At 42.7% G+C, this 17,247-nt stretch carries 16 protein-coding genes; 7 read left to right on the top strand and 9 right to left on the bottom strand.

Annotated elements, in window-relative coordinates:
- Positions 1–79: 79 nt before the first annotated feature.
- On the top strand, positions 80–2,194 hold the full coding sequence (locus tag QUF78_RS06335) for a peptidoglycan D,D-transpeptidase FtsI family protein (RefSeq protein ID WP_289324010.1): 2,115 nt from the start codon (positions 80–82) through the stop codon (positions 2,192–2,194).
- A 52-nt stretch (positions 2,195–2,246) separates the two neighbouring features.
- On the opposite strand, the gene QUF78_RS06330 is transcribed toward QUF78_RS06335, so the two are convergent.
- Together QUF78_RS06330 and glpK are read right to left on the bottom strand one after the other, a co-directional pair.
- On the bottom strand, positions 2,247–2,714 hold the full coding sequence (locus tag QUF78_RS06330; RefSeq protein WP_289324009.1) for a CBS domain-containing protein: 468 nt from the start codon (positions 2,712–2,714) through the stop codon (positions 2,247–2,249).
- 66 nt (positions 2,715–2,780) lie between these two features.
- A complete protein-coding gene (glpK, locus tag QUF78_RS06325) occupies positions 2,781–4,271 on the bottom strand; it encodes a glycerol kinase GlpK (protein ID WP_289324008.1) in 1,491 nt (496 codons plus the stop codon).
- A 186-nt stretch (positions 4,272–4,457) separates the two neighbouring features.
- Between glpK and QUF78_RS06320 the strand changes: the two genes are divergently transcribed.
- Both QUF78_RS06320 and QUF78_RS06315 read left to right on the top strand, forming a co-directional pair.
- A complete protein-coding gene (locus QUF78_RS06320; protein WP_053534043.1) occupies positions 4,458–5,249 on the top strand; it encodes a TIGR00266 family protein in 792 nt (263 codons plus the stop codon).
- Positions 5,250–5,315: 66 nt separating this feature from the next.
- Positions 5,316–5,546, top strand: coding sequence for a hypothetical protein (locus tag QUF78_RS06315; RefSeq protein WP_054397303.1), 231 nt, complete (start codon positions 5,316–5,318; stop codon positions 5,544–5,546).
- Between the two features lie 2 nt (positions 5,547–5,548).
- On the opposite strand, the gene QUF78_RS06310 is transcribed toward QUF78_RS06315, so the two are convergent.
- Positions 5,549–6,298, bottom strand: a complete 750-nt coding sequence (locus QUF78_RS06310; RefSeq protein ID WP_289324007.1) for an SDR family NAD(P)-dependent oxidoreductase — start codon at positions 6,296–6,298, stop codon at positions 5,549–5,551.
- Positions 6,299–6,548: 250 nt separating this feature from the next.
- Here QUF78_RS06310 and QUF78_RS06305 point away from each other — a divergent pair, with 250 nt between their 5' ends.
- On the top strand, positions 6,549–6,851 hold the full coding sequence (locus QUF78_RS06305) for a phasin family protein (RefSeq protein WP_289317606.1): 303 nt from the start codon (positions 6,549–6,551) through the stop codon (positions 6,849–6,851).
- A 14-nt stretch (positions 6,852–6,865) separates the two neighbouring features.
- Entirely contained in the window at positions 6,866–8,536 is a 1,671-nt protein-coding gene (locus QUF78_RS06300; RefSeq protein WP_289324006.1) for an ABC1 kinase family protein, read from the top strand.
- Positions 8,537–8,765: 229 nt separating this feature from the next.
- Here the strand turns inward: QUF78_RS06300 and QUF78_RS06295 are convergent, their stop codons facing one another.
- On the bottom strand, positions 8,766–9,698 hold the full coding sequence (locus tag QUF78_RS06295) for a catalase family peroxidase (protein ID WP_289324005.1): 933 nt from the start codon (positions 9,696–9,698) through the stop codon (positions 8,766–8,768).
- A 239-nt stretch (positions 9,699–9,937) separates the two neighbouring features.
- Positions 9,938–10,360 (bottom strand): Lrp/AsnC family transcriptional regulator, encoded by a 423-nt coding sequence (locus QUF78_RS06290; RefSeq protein WP_289327250.1) that lies wholly within the window; start codon positions 10,358–10,360, stop codon positions 9,938–9,940.
- A 118-nt stretch (positions 10,361–10,478) separates the two neighbouring features.
- Here QUF78_RS06290 and QUF78_RS06285 point away from each other — a divergent pair, with 118 nt between their 5' ends.
- A complete protein-coding gene (locus QUF78_RS06285; protein ID WP_289324004.1) occupies positions 10,479–10,877 on the top strand; it encodes a carboxymuconolactone decarboxylase family protein in 399 nt (132 codons plus the stop codon).
- A 100-nt stretch (positions 10,878–10,977) separates the two neighbouring features.
- Here the strand turns inward: QUF78_RS06285 and QUF78_RS06280 are convergent, their stop codons facing one another.
- Positions 10,978–11,445, bottom strand: a complete 468-nt coding sequence (locus QUF78_RS06280; RefSeq protein WP_289324003.1) for an Lrp/AsnC family transcriptional regulator — start codon at positions 11,443–11,445, stop codon at positions 10,978–10,980.
- Positions 11,446–11,618: 173 nt separating this feature from the next.
- On the opposite strand from QUF78_RS06280, the gene hisC reads away from it, so the two are divergent.
- On the top strand, positions 11,619–12,731 hold the full coding sequence (hisC, locus tag QUF78_RS06275; RefSeq protein ID WP_289324002.1) for a histidinol-phosphate transaminase: 1,113 nt from the start codon (positions 11,619–11,621) through the stop codon (positions 12,729–12,731).
- A gap of 96 nt (positions 12,732–12,827) precedes the next feature.
- On the opposite strand, the gene QUF78_RS06270 is transcribed toward hisC, so the two are convergent.
- The 3 genes from QUF78_RS06270 to QUF78_RS06260 all read right to left on the bottom strand — a co-directional run bounded on the left by QUF78_RS06270 (position 12,828) and on the right by QUF78_RS06260 (position 17,230).
- On the bottom strand, positions 12,828–14,204 hold the full coding sequence (locus QUF78_RS06270) for an amino acid permease (protein ID WP_289324001.1): 1,377 nt from the start codon (positions 14,202–14,204) through the stop codon (positions 12,828–12,830).
- A gap of 320 nt (positions 14,205–14,524) precedes the next feature.
- Positions 14,525–15,949 carry a dihydrolipoyl dehydrogenase gene (gene lpdA / locus QUF78_RS06265; RefSeq protein WP_289324000.1) on the bottom strand — a complete coding sequence of 475 codons (1,425 nt, stop codon included), beginning with the start codon at positions 15,947–15,949 and terminating at the stop codon, positions 14,525–14,527.
- Positions 15,950–17,230 (bottom strand): dihydrolipoamide acetyltransferase family protein, encoded by a 1,281-nt coding sequence (locus QUF78_RS06260; RefSeq protein ID WP_289323999.1) that lies wholly within the window; start codon positions 17,228–17,230, stop codon positions 15,950–15,952.
- Positions 17,231–17,247 lie beyond the last annotated feature (17 nt).

Below are 17,247 nucleotides of genomic sequence, written 5' to 3'. Positions count from 1 at the left end.
GAAAAATAAGTTAATTTTATATATCATTGGAGATAGGAATTTTCTTATTTTTTACTTTTACTAGAAAGGAATGTTAATCATGGCCAAAGAAAAAAAGAAAAAAACCCCAATTCCTTTCCGACTGAACTTTATGTTCTTTTTAATATTCATTTTATTTTCAAGCTTAATAATCCGGCTTGGCATCGTCCAAATCGTGTATGGGGATGATTACCTTCGCGAAGTCGACCGAACGGAAAACGATGTGGCCAATACCCCCGTTCCCCGTGGTAAGATGTATGACCGCAACTTGAATCCGGTCGTTGATAATGAGCCGCGGAACGCCATCACTTATACGAAATACCCGAATACGAAAGCGGCCGATATGGTGAAGACGGCGGAGGTCCTTGCTACCTTGATAGAAAAAGATACAAAAAAGGTAACACTGCCGGATAAAAAGGATTTTTGGATTTTAAAACATCCAAAAGAAGCCGAAGCCTTGATTACCAAAGCCGAGAGGAAGAAAGTAATCGAAAAGAAACTGGAGCAAAAAAATTTATACAAACTTCAAATGGAACGGGTAACCGATGAAAATATCAAGAAATTCACCAAGGATGAGTTGGAAGTGATCGCCATCTTCCGGGAATTCAATAGTGGCTATGCCCTCGCACCGTCGATCGTGAAGAATAAAGATGTCACCACAAAAGAATTCGCCAGGGTTAGTGAACATTTGGATGAAATGCCAGGCGTGGACGTAACGACGGATTGGGAAAGGACCTATAAATATGATGAGACCCTCCGCTCGGTTCTTGGCAAGGTCTCTTCTTCCGAAGAAGGCATTCCCAGTGAAAATATTGACTATTATCTGGCACGGGACTATACCAGGAATGACCGGGTCGGAAAAAGTTATATCGAAAAACAATATGAAGATGTCCTGCGTGGTCAAAAGACGCGGATTGAAAATGTGCTGAGCAAAGGAGAAGTCATCAATACGAATACCCTGACTGAAGGGCAAAGCGGAAAAGACTTGATCCTTACAATTGATATGGAGCTGCAGCAACAGGTTGAAAAAATCATCGAGAGCGAATTGCGCAGAACCAAGGCTAGGGGAAATACCTACTTATTGGATCGTGCCTTCGTCGTTTTAATGGACCCGAATACAGGCGAGGTACTTACGATGGCCGGCAGGCAATACGGCCGCAACAGTAAGACCGGATTGACCGAAATGAACGATTTCGCCCTTGGAAACATTACGACCTCCTATACGATGGGGTCATCTGTTAAAGGGGCTACGGTCTACACGGGCTTTCAGACTGGAGCCATCTCACCAGGGACGGCGTTTCATGACCATCCACTTTACTTAGCTGGTGCAAATCCAAAAAAATCTTATAGCCCTTTAGGGTATGTAACGGATGTCTCCGCTTTAAAAAAATCGTCGAATGTCTATATGTTCATGACGGCGATCAGAATTGCCGGCGGGCATTATATCCCTCATCGACCGTTAGGAATCAACAGGGAAGCATATGCGATCATGCGAAATCATTTTGCTCAATTCGGATTGGGTGTCCGTACTGGCATCGACCTGCCTAATGAGTCTGTCGGATTTAAAGGCGTCGATACTTCAACAGACGGATTGCTGCTGGATTTATCGATTGGGCAGTATGATACATATACTCCAATGCAATTGGCACAATATGCATCGACGATTGCAAATGGCGGAAAAAGGCTTGAGCCACATATGGTCAGGGAAATCAGGAATCCATCCAACGAACACAATGAATTGGGCAGCGTCTTTAAAACAATGAGTCCCAAAGTGTTAAACGATTTAGGCGGGAAAGACGTTTGGATGCAGCGTGTCCAGGAAGGATTCAGGCAGGTTGCCCAGGAGCCAGGCGGGACGGCATATAAATATTTCGGCGGGAAGTCTTACCGTGCGGCAGCAAAAACTGGTACTGCCGAGGCCTTTTACGACGGACCGCGGAGAAATCAATATAGTGAACCCTTGGAAACCATAAATTTGACTCTTGTAGGTTATGCACCTCACAATAATCCGGAAGTGGCATTTTCTGTTGTCGTGCCATGGGTGTATCAAGGCAAGCCCTCTGATGATATAAACAAAAGGATCGGGCGGGACGTAATGGACGCCTACTTTAAATTGAAGGAAAAAAGAGCAAAAGGTGAATCTGATGCAGATAAAGCAGTAGAAAGCACTCAATGATGATTACAAAAAGGCCTGCTCGTAATCGAGCAGGCCTTTTTATGATACCCATTTATTCCAGCTTTTGAACGAATTCCTTATAAAGGGCCCTAAGGGCATCTCCCCTGCTGATGATGCCGACGACTTTATCATTTTTGTCCACGACAGGGATTTTCTTGAAATGATGCTTGGAAAGGACCTTTATCAATTCATCTAGCGGATCTTCGGGAGATAGCTTTGTAATCCTTTTATTTTTAACGATTTGTGAGACTTTATCATTCATCTTGGATGTAACCTTTTCATCCAATTCTTCACCAGGAATAACCGTAATGTATGTGAAATACCCCATGATGGCTTCCTCGGCAGGTGTCAAATAACGAAGGATATCCCCGTCCGTCACCATTCCCAATAGCTTATCATGTTCATCCACGACCGGGACACCGCCCACTTTATTTTCGATTAAGATTCGCAGAATTTCCTTTAATGTAAAATCAGGACGGGCTACATAGACTTCCTTTATCATGAAATCCTTAACTAACATATTACCACCCCTTTTTTAATTTGGACGTTCTGCATTTATCTCTCTTCTATTAATACCCTTACTAACTTATTTAAAAACCCTTGCCGCCTGAACTGCCTTTTTCCAGCCATTATATAAACCCTTCCGTTCCTGTTCTTCCATCTCTGGTTCGAATTTCTTATCGACTGCCCATAGCTTTGAAATCTCTTCCTGACTTTCCCAATATCCGACTGCAAGCCCAGCTAAATATGCTGCACCTAACGCTGTCGTTTCACTAATAACCGGTCTTTCGACTGGTACATTCAAGAGGCCGCTTTGAAATTCCATCAAAAAGTTGTTTTTGACAACCCCGCCATCGACCCTCAATGCCTTCAAGTTAATCCCTGAATCGACTTCCATCGCGCTAAGGACATCTTTTGTCTGGTAGGCCAATGCTTCCAATGTTGCCCTGACAAAATGCTCCTTCGATGTCCCCCTTGTTAGACCGAATACAGCTCCCCTGACATCACTATCCCAATAAGGGGTACCTAATCCGACAAATGCGGGGACTACATAGACGCCATCGGCTGAAGTGACCCGCAAAGCATACTTTTCACTGTCTTTCGGGTCATGCAAGAGCTTCAATCCGTCCCTTAACCATTGTATTGCCGAACCTGCAACAAAAATACTGCCTTCCAATGCATATTCGACTTTACCGTTCAGCCCCCATGCAATCGTGGTCAACAGACCATGCTCTGATTTCACTGCCTTTTCTCCTGTATTCATCAGCATAAAACATCCGGTGCCGTACGTATTCTTAGCCATTCCTTTTTCAAAGCATTCCTGTCCGAACAAGGCGGCCTGTTGATCTCCCGCTGCCCCGGCAATCGGAATCTCGTGTCCAAAGAAATGGTGTGGCGCTGTTTTCCCATATACCTCCGATGAAGAACGCACATCCGGCAGCATCGATTGCGGAACTTGAAGAATTTCCAGTAGCTCTTCGTCCCACTTCAAATCATGAATGTTATACATCAGCGTCCTTGACGCATTCGAATAATCGGTCACATGTGCTTTACCACCCGAAAGTTTCCATATCAGCCATGTATCGATCGTACCAAACAATAAGTCCCCGTTTTCAGCTTTTTCCCGCGCCCCATCAACATGGTCGAGAATCCACTTCACCTTAGTACCGGAAAAATAAGCATCAATCAACAAACCTGTTTTCTGCAAAAATAATTCATCGAGACCCTCATCCTTCAATTGCGCGCAAATTTCGCTTGTCTGTCGGGATTGCCAGACGATGGCATGATGTACCGGCTGGCCTGTTTCCTTATCCCATACCACGGTCGTCTCCCGTTGATTCGTGATGCCGATCCCAGCAATCTGTTCCGGCTTTACATTCATTTCCGATAGACAGGAAGCGATTACCGATAAAATGGAACCCCAAATTTCATTGGCATTGTGCTCCACCCATCCTGGATTCGGGAAATATTGGGTGAACTCCTTTTGGGCAATATGCAAAACTTCCCCGCTTTTATTAAATAAAATGGCCCGGGAACTAGTCGTTCCCTGATCCAATGATAATATGTAGGTCTCCATGGTTGTCTCCTCCTACACTTAAGATTCATTTCAGCTTAAGTGTCATGCTGTTTTTTTCTTTCTTTATTCTAGGATATATCCGTGAAAACAAAAAATATATAAATTACGGCTGAAAAATTGAAAAATATTGGCAGGTTAAGAGTTTATCTTTTAAAATGAAATTAAGGTCGATAGGAGGAATGGAAATTGAATAATCATGAAATAGATTTTAAGTTATATGGAGATGACATGCAGTTTGTTGAAGTGGAATTGGATCCTCAGGAAACCGTGATTGCCGAAGCTGGAAGTTTAATGATGATGGAAGATCAAATCAAGATGGAAACCATCTTTGGTGATGGGTCTTCAAATGGTGACAGCGGAATGATGGGTAAGCTATTCGGTGCCGGGAAACGGCTCCTTACTGGTGAGAGTCTTTTCATGACGGCTTTTACGAATGAAGGACGAGATAAAAAACACGTTTCATTCGCCTCGCCTTATCCAGGTAAAATCATTCCGATGGATTTAAGCGAGCTCGGCGGGAAAATCATTTGTCAAAAAGACGCTTTCCTGGCGGCAGCAAAAGGCGTTTCGGTCGGAATAGAGTTTCAGAGAAAAATAGGGGCAGGCTTCTTTGGCGGTGAAGGCTTCATCATGCAAAAACTAGAAGGGGATGGAATGACCTTCGTTCATGCCGGTGGCACGATCCATAAAAAAGAATTGGCTGCAGGAGAGATCTTACGTGTGGATACAGGATGTTTGGTAGCAATGACCAGCGGGGTAGATTATAATATTGAAACTGTAAAAGGCGTGAAAACCGCTTTATTCGGAGGCGAAGGTTTATTCTTTGCAACATTAAAAGGACCCGGAACCGTTTGGGTGCAATCTTTGCCATTCAGCCGGCTTGCCAGCCGTGTATTTGCTGCAGCGCCGCAAAATGGAGGATCATCCGAAGAAGGCAGCGTAGCTAAAGGCTTATTCAATTTATTCAACGATAAATAAGAACCGGACCAATGGCTGCCCCATCATGGCAGTCATTGATCTCTTTTGAAAAGGATGGATAGCTAGATGCAGCTTGTTAAGTGGTCTTACATGAGACGCTATAATATCAGGGCAATTTTTGATCAATTCCCGAATTCTCCTGTTATTTTCCGAAAAATAAGAGATTACTATTTTGTTTATACCGTTCACTGGACAGCTGCCGATGCCCCTATCGGCATAAAAGAGCTAGAAGAAATGGAACAGCTGCTAAACCGTGAGCTCGGAACTGAATTGCAATATCTTTATCGAAAAAAATGAGGTTACTCCTCGTATATCATTTTTCTTGTCATACCTCCATCGACGATAAGATCCGCACCCGTAACGAAATCATTTTCCGTTGCCGTCAAATAAAGACAGGCCCTTGCAATATCTTCCGGTTTGCCAACCCGATTGGAAAAATGCTGTTGATGATCTTTATCCCTCAGCGATTCATAATCACCCGTTTCAATCCACCCCGGAGAAATCGAATTGACCGTAATTTTCTCTTTGCCTAAAGAAGCAGCAAGTGCATGTGTCAGTGCTTTGATCCCACCTTTTGTCGCTGCATAGGATTCTGAATCCGGCTCAGACATTATTGCTCTAGTTGATGCTAAATTGATGATTGCACCCCCCGTTTCATTTTTTCGCATTGATTCTGCCGCCGCCCGGGAACAAAGGAAAACACTTCGCAAATTCGTATTCATCATATCGTCCCATTCCTCAATCGTCAGATCATAAAGCGATTTGAATGATGCCTTTCCCGCATTATTGATTAATATATCAATGGTCTTATATGTTTTTAGAGTTACATCCATCAAATGTCGGATGTCTGCTTCCTTACGAACATCCGTTTTAACGAACATGGCTTCATGACCATTACTTTTGAGCTCTTCCACATACAGAAGACCTTCCCGCTCGTCCAAATCTGCGAGAACGACTGAAGCTCCGCTTTCTGCATATCCTTTTGCCACGCCTTTCCCTATACCATTCGAAGCGCCTGTTACAATCACCGTTTTATTAGTGAAACCCATTATTCCATCCCCACTTTCACAGCGTATTTTTCCCTATCATAATATCCAATTCGCTTCACTTCAAACAATTTCCCTTGACTGATCAACAATTCCTTTTCCTTATCATCAATAATCATCAGGACCCTTATTTTTTTGTAGCTGCACTAAAGTGATGTATGATGGATAGTAACAACAAGATTGAACCCAGGGTGAAAGTCATCCGCTATTATCTTTCTTACAGTGTAAAAATTTATATTGGAGGAATGTAAAAATGGACTTATTAAAAAATGTGTTTTCTTTAGGATTAGGTGCTGCCGCTGCTACAAAAGAGCAAATTGAAAAAGCGGTGGACTCTCTTGTGAAAAAAGGCGATATCAGCAAAGAAGACTCCAAAGTCCTTATTAAGCAATGGGTCGAAAAAGGGGAACAAGCCCAAAAGCAGCTGGATGATTCCGTCAAGGCCAAAGTCAACCAAGCGCTCAACGGCCTAAACTTGGCAACTAAAGAAGAAGTTCAGGAATTGGAGCGACGTATCGTAATTTTGGAGAAACAGAACCAAAATATACAATCGTGACAGGAGGTACTTGAATGTTTCGCAAGCGACTGAAACACGCACATCGTTACCAGGAAATCATTAATGCCTTCTTGAAAAATGGTTTCGGTTACTTCATCTATCGCCTGGGATTATCCGAGAGCAAAGCGGGATCGAAACTCCAACCCGATGAAAACCTGAACCTCCGCTCAATCGGAGAGCGGCTGCATAAGATATTACAAAGCTTGGGACCAACATTCATTAAACTTGGTCAGATTGCAAGCACCAGGCGTGATTTCGTTCCCGACGAAATCGTCCGCGAACTTGAAAAGCTACAGGACCAGGTGACCCCCTTTCCATTTGATAAGGTTCGCAAAATTGTCGAAGCCGAATTGGGTGATTCTTTGGAAAACATTTTTCTTGAATTTAATGAAACCCCTCTGGCAACCGCTTCAATTGGACAGGTCCATATGGCACGCCTTCCTTCACAGGAAGTCGTAGCAATCAAAGTGCAGCGGCCCGATATTCTGCCGACAGTGGAAACGGATTTGGAAATTCTCGATGATTTGGCAAGACTTATGGAAGCTCGCATATCTTGGGCAAGACGCTATCAAATCAGAAAAATGATTGATGAATTCGCTAAATCACTCCGCGCAGAACTCGATTATAACTCCGAGGGTCGAAACGGGGAAAGAATTGCCAAGCAGTTCATCGATGATCAAGGGTTTAAGGTACCAAGGATCCATTGGGAGTTTTCCACAAAAAGGGTCCTGACGATGGATTTCATTCAGGGAATTAAGATCAACCATTATAAACAGCTTGATGATGAAGGTTATGATCGCCGGCAAATCGCGGAAAGATTAGCGAACTCCATGCTTCAGCAAATATTGATCGATGGCTTTTACCACGGCGATCCCCATCCTGGCAATATCATCATTTTGCCGGGAAATGTCGTCGCACTCATGGATTTCGGAATGGTGGGACGTCTGGAGGAGGAAACGAAGTATCAGTTCGCCTCGCTAGTCATCAACCTGAAACGCGGAAGCACCAATGGATTGATCAAGACACTTTCAGATATGGGCCTCCTGACGGACGAAATCGATATGGCCCCATTAAGGGGGGATATTGATGAGCTGCGAAATAAATATTATGATATTCCATTGAGCCAAATCAGTTTAGGCGGAGCAGTCAATGACCTGTTCACTGTTGCCAATCGGCATCAAGTCCAAATCCCTCCCGAATTCACGATGCTCGGCAAGGCTCTGCTTACCATGGAGGCCATTGTCGAAGGGTTGGATCCGAATTTCAGCATCATGAAGGCAGCTGAACCTTTTGGGGAGAGGCTTTTTAAGGAACGCTACAATCCAAAAAACATTGCGAAAAATGCCTGGAATCAATTCATCGAGTCTGCTGAAGCCATTGCCGAACTGCCCAAGGATATCAAGGAAGTGACAGGTATCATTAAAAAAGGGAAATTGCGGCTCGATATCAACATTCCCGAACTTCAAGTATTTTTACATAAGCTTGATCAAATCTCGAACCGGCTGTCGTTCAGTATTATCCTGCTTGCATTCAGTATAATCATGGTCGGTCTCATTATCGGCTCTGCAATAGGCGGGGAAACCTTGATCCTATGGAAAATACCGGTTATCGAGATTGGATTTGTCGTTGCAACCCTGATGTTCTTACTTATGCTCTACACCATTTTCAGATCCGGAAAAATGTAACCCGAATTTAAAACAAGTCCTTATCCTTTAAGTTTTTTTACTGCAATTCTCACTGGATTGAAGAAATTTGCGACACTCCTGCCGAATAACTGGCTAGCCGAAACCCCACAGACGCTTTCTTTGATGAGGCTGGTCTGACAATGGGAAAGGGAGTGGATTTCTGAAAGCAGGTTTTCCTGCAGCCTGAAGGGAACCCCTTTAATTCAGGGTTCCCTTTTCGTGATTTCATTCATTGGTTATTTATCCGTCGTTCATATGAAACGGCATACGCACTATGGCGAAAATGCAAGATTTGGTCTTCCGAGCACTCGATTCCTTCAGGAATATTGGTTGGATCAAACAATAAAGTATCTTTACACACTTCCGATTTTTTGGAGATCATTAAATGCCCAATCGTGATTACCTGTTTATCTTCCGACCAAGCTGTGGTTGGATCGTCAGTCGGGTCATTTTCCCCTCCTATTTGTATGTTCAATTTAAAGCCAACCGGACCTTCTTTAAGCCTCTCTTCCATTTCTTCATTCAGATACTCTGGCGAATGCTTGGCCAAATCCTTTTTTTCTAGCATACTAAGGCCGGCATCAGGTACCCACTCGTACTTGATGGCCTGCCGCCTTCCTTCCGCGTTAATGAAATAGAATGCATGAATGGAGTAATATTGACACGTTGAGAAACTGGCTGGAGAACGCATTTCTTTAAGCATTTGCAGGCTTGCCTTGCTTTCAGGGTACTTCCACAGGATTTTTGCAAGCTCTTTCAGATTGGGGAAACCTTCTTTGGCAGATTTGAAAAAACCAGCAATATCAACAAACGCTTCTGGTGTTTTCGCAAAAAATAACGGAATGGTCACAGTAATAAGATCTGATACCTCTCCATTCGGCAATTGAAACTTGACTGCCATGCCCTTTACAGGGGAAATGGCATCAGGATGGCTTGGAATCGGCGAGCTATTTGAAAACCGAATGATCGCCGGCACGGCTTCATCCTGAAGATGTGAAGCCACCGTTAATGGGGACGCTTTTCCATTTGGGGTAAAAACCCCCTCATAAACATATCCTCTTGCATGTGCACGCCGATAACCAGGATGTTTTCCAGCTACATCTTCAATCACATTAACTGCTTCCCTGGCTAGTTCAGGTTTAAAGTCGTCAGTTCCCTCCAAGATACCTCACCCCACCTTTTCAGATTATAATCCATTATTACATGTACCCTTTATTCCATTAGCTTATTCTTTCTTGAATCACCGAAAGCTTTGATTGCAAAAAAAACCTGGAAATATCCAGGTGCTGCAAACATATGTATACCTTTATGGACACGTGATTTTATCCATTAATTCAAGAACGGTTCAAAATGATCGGTATATACAGATCTCTTTTTCTTCCATTATAAAGATACTCATTCCTATTCCAGCTCCACCTGTGAAAGGATCACATGGGTAACGGTTGCCGCAAAAGGGATTGTCCGATTGATGAATTCCTCCACTTCTTCAAGGCTCTCACTGTGGATTTTCAGCATAAAGCAAGCCTGCCCGGCAATTCGATAACAAAAGTCAACATTCGGTAGCTTGGAGATATACTTTTTGAATTTCTCATATTCCCCATTTTTTATCGTTGCTTCCACGATGCACTCAATAGGAAAACCGATCTTTTTATGATCAATCTCGGCAACATACCCTTTAATGATCCCGAATGACTCCATTTGCCGTACCCGTTCTGTAACGGTAGGGGCGGAGAGGTTTACTTTCTTTGCCAACTCCATCATGGAAATCCGGCTATTCAACCTTAATTCAGCAAGGATGCTTTGGTCTTTTTCATCTATTTTCATTTTAAAATCATTCCCCTTCTTTTCTTTATATTTATTCATTATTCAACCGAAATACTTTACAAACGGAATTAATATTCCTGTTTTTTTATATTAGGATTATCTCAAAGGGGAGATGTTCATGACAAGAATAAAAAAATCATCGCTTGGATCCAGTCCGTTTCAAAGGTTATTTCATTCAGAAGTTATTTCGCATAAATGGTCGGACCTCTCAGATTGCGTATCTGCAGATGGGTTACTTTCGAAGAAGTTAAAGGAAAACGTCAGAAGGGTGTTGGCATACGGTAATGGCTGTTCATACTGTCAGGCCAAAGGGATTCCATTAAAGCCGGAAGAAACGAAAGAAAGCTATGCAATCGCCTTTGCGGAAGTATTCCTCATTCAACGTGAAAAAACGGAGGAAAAGTTTTTCCAAGTATTGAAGGAGGCATTCAGTGATGAAGAGATTTCTGAACTATTGGCATTCATTTGTTTTACAACGGCCCAGCAATATTTCGGTGCTTTGATGGATTTAAAATAACGCCAAAAAAGGAACAGGCATCTCGCCTCGTTCCTTTTTTAAAAAACTATGAACCTTTCAACCGTCCGAACCCATTTACCGGCATCAGTTGAAATTCCAGCTATGATTTCGCACCATGATCCTCCATTTCATTGACCCTTGGAAGAATGGAGCGGGAAGGTACCGGAGATGTCAAAACTATGGAAGTATTCAGATGTCCATAAGGTATTAATCGATCTATTAGTAATCTCATGCTGTCCATATCAGCTAAAGCCGCTTTCAAAAAATATCCAACTGTTCCTGTTACACGATGGCATTCGATAATGTCTAAATCATTTTTCACTAATTGCTCAAAATCGGAAACAGCAACCTTAAGTTCACTGACTTGAATGAACACAAGTACACCTCTGCCTATTGCCAATGGTGAAACCCTTGCGCTGAAACCCTCAATGATCCCCTTTTCTTGCAGGCGATACATACGTTCAGAAATGCTTGGTCGACTGAGAGCCAATTTCTTCGATAGTTCACTAATCGTAATGCGTCCATTCATTTGTAAAAGTTCCAGTAACCTGACATCTATTTCATCCATGAAGCAACCGCCTTTCATAATGAAGGAATATAAGCTTATATTTCTTTAAAATGTTGTATGGAAAGCGAAAAATACATTCTTTTTTGTATGTAATTTTAACAGTTAATATTCTATCATTAAAATAATCAAATAGATAAAGAAAATTCAGAATTTACCAAAGGGAGGAACCTGCATTGACCTATACGAAAATCCCGGTTCGAAAAAACATCGAAGACATCAGCCCATATGTTTCCGGTAAGCCAATAGAAGAAGTGCAACGCGAACTAGGACTTGAAACGATCGTTAAATTGGCATCCAATGAGAATCCATTCGGTTGCTCAACTCTGGCAAAAGAAGCCATGATTATCGAAATGGAGCAAACCTCCTTTTATCCTGAAGGTATGGCACCGTCATTAACTGAGAAGTTGGCAAGGAAATTGAATATCGATCAAGACCATATCATCTTAGGCAATGGATCTGATGAGGTAATACGTTTGTTAACAAGAACCTACATTCAACAAAATGATGAAGTCATCATGGCTGATGTTACTTTCCCTCGCTATGAAACGAATGTAGTGATAGATGGCGGCACATCTATAAAGATACCTCTTATTAATGGTGCACATGACCTGCAGGGTATGTACGATGCCATAACTGAAAAGACAAGAATGATATTTGTCTGTAATCCCAATAATCCGACAGGAACGATCGTTCAAAAAGAAAAGTTAAGATCTTTTATCGAGAAGGTGCCGAAACATATTTTACTGATCGTTGATGAAGCCTATTATGAGTATGTCGACGATGCAGAATATTTAGAAACTTTGCCACTGCTAAATAATCATTTAAATCTGGTCATCTTACGCACTTTTTCAAAGATTTATGGATTGGCTGCATTAAGGATTGGATATGGTTTAATGGATGCTTCCATCATACAAGAGCTAGTTAAAGTGAAAGAACCCTTCAATACGAATCGTTTAGCACAGGCTGCGGCCTTCGCTTCCCTCGACGACCATACATTTGTAGAGCAATGCGCCCGTAAAAATGCAGAAGGAAGAAGATATTTAGAAAACGAACTACGCGAGATGGGATTAGCTTTCTTCCCTTCACATGCCAACTTCTTGATGGTCAAACTGAACCATCCTGGCAGGGACGTTTTTGAGAAGCTATTAATTCAAGGTGTCATCATCCGTTCCGGTCATTTGTTAGGCTATGAAAATACTATCCGCGTGACCATCGGCACCCCACTTGAAAATGAAAGATTCATAACCTCCTTACAACATGTAATCAATAAAATATCCACTACTTGAACTATCAATGAAGTTGCAGCTGGATTGTAATTATTAAAACATGAAAGATACGACATAGACGCCTTTGCCCATGTCGTATCTTTGACGTGAATTTATTTAACAAGATTCCTTTTCGATTATGGTCGTTTCCTGTTCATCCCCATTTTTAAATTTGAAGATCGAAATCGAGATTAATGCAGCCAGCACAATAAGGCAAGCAATGATACTGATTCGGTTCTGTTCACTAAACACGAACATGACACAAATTAAGCTTAAGGTGATTACAGCAAATAATGTTACATATGGAAAGCCCCATAATTTAAAACTCGGAGCTTTAGGGTATGAATTGCGAAGTTTTAGCTGCGCTAAACAGATGCTGATCCATACAAGTGATACCACAAAACCCGGAAACGCCATTAATAGAGTAAATGCCTTGTCCTGGGCAACGTAGGTAATCATGGAGCCGACGACCAATACAACGGCACTTAGTATTAAACTATACAATGGAACTCCATTTTTCGATACATAAGAGAACGACTTTGGAGCTTCCCCTTCTGCAGCTAAAGAATGCAGCATCCGAGTACACCCATATATTCCAGAGTTAGCAGCAGATAATACGGCCGTAATTAAAATGAAGTTCATGATGTGTGCAGATCCCTGAAAACCGGACATTGATAATACTTGTACGAATGGACTTGCCTGGTCGCTAATTTCGTTCCAAGGAATCAGACCGCAGATTATAAGGATCGGTAAGGTGAAAAATAATACGACTCTCCAAATATAGCTTTTAATGACCTTCGGTAAAATGCGTTCTGCATCCTTCGCTTCCGTTACCGTCACCCCGATTAACTCAGAGCCGCCATATGAGAACATGACGATCAGTAATGCTGAAAAGATTGACATCCACCCATTTGGGAAAAACCCTCCGTGCCCTGTGAAGTTTTGTAGATAATTTGATCCGCCGCTTGGGATGACCCCAAATAAAATACAGGCTCCCAAGATAATGAATACGATGATCATTGTAATTTTAATGCCAGCAAACCAAAATTCGAATTCGCCATAATGTTTAACATTCATCATGTTGACCCCGATGATCAAAGCAGCACACCCTAAACTTAATATCCATAGTGGGATTGCCGGGAGCCAATACTGCAAGAAGCTGCCTGCCACCACTACCTCAATGACACAAACGGACAGCCACATGAAACAATACATCCAACCTATGATGAAGGAACTTCGCTTTCCAAATGCTTTCTGAATGAAACCTTTCATATTCGTATTTGGATAGACGATTGCCATTTCCGCTATAGCTCCCATGACTACAAGAAGTAATAATCCTGCAAACATATAAGTGAAAATGACTCCTGGTCCTGCTAATGATATGGTTTCGGAACTTCCTTTAAAAATTCCAGTACCTATTGCCCCTCCCATTGCCATCATGCTGATATGCCGCGGCAATAATCTCTTTTGCAGTGATCCGCCATTTGATTCCATTACATTTGCCTCCTTTATTCCATAATTTCTCGTATAATAAATCCAACTCATTTCAATCGTTGAATGGCGAATAGATAAATTATCTCATCAACCGTTATGGTTCAGGAGTGAAAGGGTGCAAAGCCTTTTTGAAAAATTTTCTCATACCTCACCAAAGTAAAAATGATATCAATATACCATTAGTTTTACAAGAGGAATCATCATTACAGTCTATTACTGCTTTGACTTAGGGCGGACCAATGACTAGGTTTCTAACTCCATTAAAATAAACCAATCTAATCGGGGACTACATCGGTAATCCCCACCAATTACCGGTTATCCTATTTATTTACAATGTGAATCGCATGTCCCAAAACTGCCTCCGCCGCTTCCATCCATCCCTCAGCCAAGGTTGGATGAGGGTGCACGCTGAGGGCTATATCTTCGACCCGAGCCGCCAGCTCAAGGGCGAGGACCCCTTCACCTATAAGGTTGGAAGCATCTGCACAAACCATATGCATCCCAAGCAATATGTGGCTTTCTGCATCCACGATCACTTCAGCAAATCCCTCTGTTTCATCCATTGCAAGTGCCCTTCCGTTGGCACTGAATGGGAATTTCCCGGTCTTGACGCTGTATCCCTGTTGTTCAGCTTCTTCACGGCTTAAACCAACCCCTGCTATTTGTGGTTCCGAGAAAATCACATAGGGGACATAAGGAGAGTCAATCGCACTTGGCAACCCCCCTATTACTTCAGCTGCCACGATTCCCTGTTTGGACGCTCGATGGGCAAGAGCTGGACCAGGTGTAATGTCTCCGATGGCAAAGATATGCGGCACATTTGTACGGCATTCCATATCTACAGCTATATAGCCTTTTTCGCCAACCGTAACGCCAGCCCGATTCAGGCCAATCTCTTCAGTGTTAGGAATCCTGCCAATCGTAACCAGGGTCTTTTCGCTCACGACCACTTCCGACCCCTGTTTTTTCGAGGAAATCTGAAGGTGTACATGACCATCCACTACACTCGCCTTTTCTACCTTCGAGGATGTTTTAATGTTCATCCCCAGCTTCTTGGCATTACGGGTAACTTCCTTGACCAGGTTTTCGGCAACCTGGGGGAGAATGCGGCTAGCCATCTCAATGATGGTCACTTTAGTACCTAACTTGGCAAAGGCCATACCCAATTCGATTCCGATATAGCCTCCGCCGATGATCGACAAGCTGGATGGGACTTCCTGCAGCAGCAAAGATGCTGTTGAATCCAAAATATATTCTCCATCGACCTTAATGAATGATGGAATGTAAGGTCTGGACCCCGTCGCAATAATTGCCTGTTCAAACTTGTAGGTTTCAAAATCGCCATCGGTTTCGACTCCGATGCGGTCATCAGATAAAAAGGTTGCTTGACCTTTAACCACCGTCACTCCATTTTCTTTACACAAATGGGCAATACCTTGGTTCAACTGGGAAGTGATGCCCTCTTTCCAATCCTGCCAAATTCCCAAGTCCATTGTGGTTCTTTCTTGAGAAAGTCTGATACCCATTTTCCCTAAATCGTTAAGCCTTTGGTACTGATTAGCTGCGTGAATTAAAGCCTTCGAAGGAATACAGCCCCGATTTAGGCAAACCCCGCCCAGCCTATCCCTTTCAACCAGCACGACCGATTTCCCTAACTGTCCGAGACGGATAGCCGCAGCATATCCCCCCGGACCTCCCCCCATGATGATAATATCCGTCTCTACAGCAACTTCCCCTACTACCATTTATCTCATCTCCACAACTAAACGAATTGGATTTTCCAGCAGTTCCTTGATCCTGTTTGTAAAATGTACCGCTGTTACACCATCAATTAAACGATGATCGAAAGATAAAGACATATTCATCATTAAACGGATAACACCTTCCAAATCGCGAACGACCATGCGGTGTTCCATTTTATGCAACGCCAATATTGCCGCTTCCGGATAGTTAATGATCGGGGTGGCATGCAACCCTCCGATCGGTCCAACATTGCTTATGGTAAATGTGCTGCCTGTGATTTGATCTATGCTCAACTTCCCTTCCCTGGCTTGGGTTGCCAATTTCCTGATTTCATCAGCCAGTTGGAAAATGGTTTTTTGATCTGCATGTTTTATGACAGGAACAATGAGACCCTCTTTTGTATTTGTTGCAATCCCAATATGATAATAATTTTTCAGGATGATTTCATTGGTCTTTTCATCAATTGAAGCGTTTAAAGTTTTAAACTCCTTTAAGGCAATGACAATCGCTTTAACGAAAAATGGTAAAAAAGTCAATTTAATATCCTTAACATCGGAATACGCCTTTAATTGATTTTTAAATTCCTTCAATCGGTCCATTTCCAATTCATCTACATGGGTTACATGAGGAATGGTCGAAACCGACTTTACCATATGTTCAGCGATTTTTTTACGAATGCCCTTAAGCAGAATCCGCTCTTCCCACTCATTTTCCAATCTCTTTGCCCTGTCGGCATTCTTCATTGTGGCCTTATCTTGAAGAATCTTGTTATCGTTATTATAGACATTTTCCCGTGTAATCGAATGATTTTCTTTAAACTGCTTCAAGTCACTTTCGGTAATTCGCCCTGCAGGACCGGAGCCCTTAACCTGCTCGATATCAATCTTCATTTCCCTCGCCATTTGACGCACGAATGGGGTAGCCAACACACGCACTGCCTCAAGATGCGGCTTGCTTGTTATATGTCCTGCATTTACTTTTACATCACCTGATTGCGCGGCCTGGATTTCTTCTTCACCCATGTCTGTTTCCGGAGCAGGCATACCGTTTTCTACTTGAATGGTGAATATGGTGGTTCCCACTTCCACTATATCCCCTTCGGAAAAAAATATCTTCTTGACCACTCCCGCTGCGGGAGCAGTCAACTCCGCATTGACTTTATCCGTTTGCACTTCAACAATGGGTTGGTCCTGTGTTACCGCATCCCCTTCTTTGATGAGCCATTGGATAATTTCACCTTCATGCATCCCTTCCCCTACATCAGGAAGTTTGAATTCCAACATGCGTCTTCCTCCTTAAT

The sequence above is a fragment of the Peribacillus sp. ACCC06369 genome (assembly GCF_030348945.1).
GTDB lineage: Bacteria > Bacillota > Bacilli > Bacillales > DSM-1321 > Peribacillus.
Note: the sequence above shows the minus strand (reverse complement) of the source record. Positions and strands in the feature narration are given on the sequence as shown.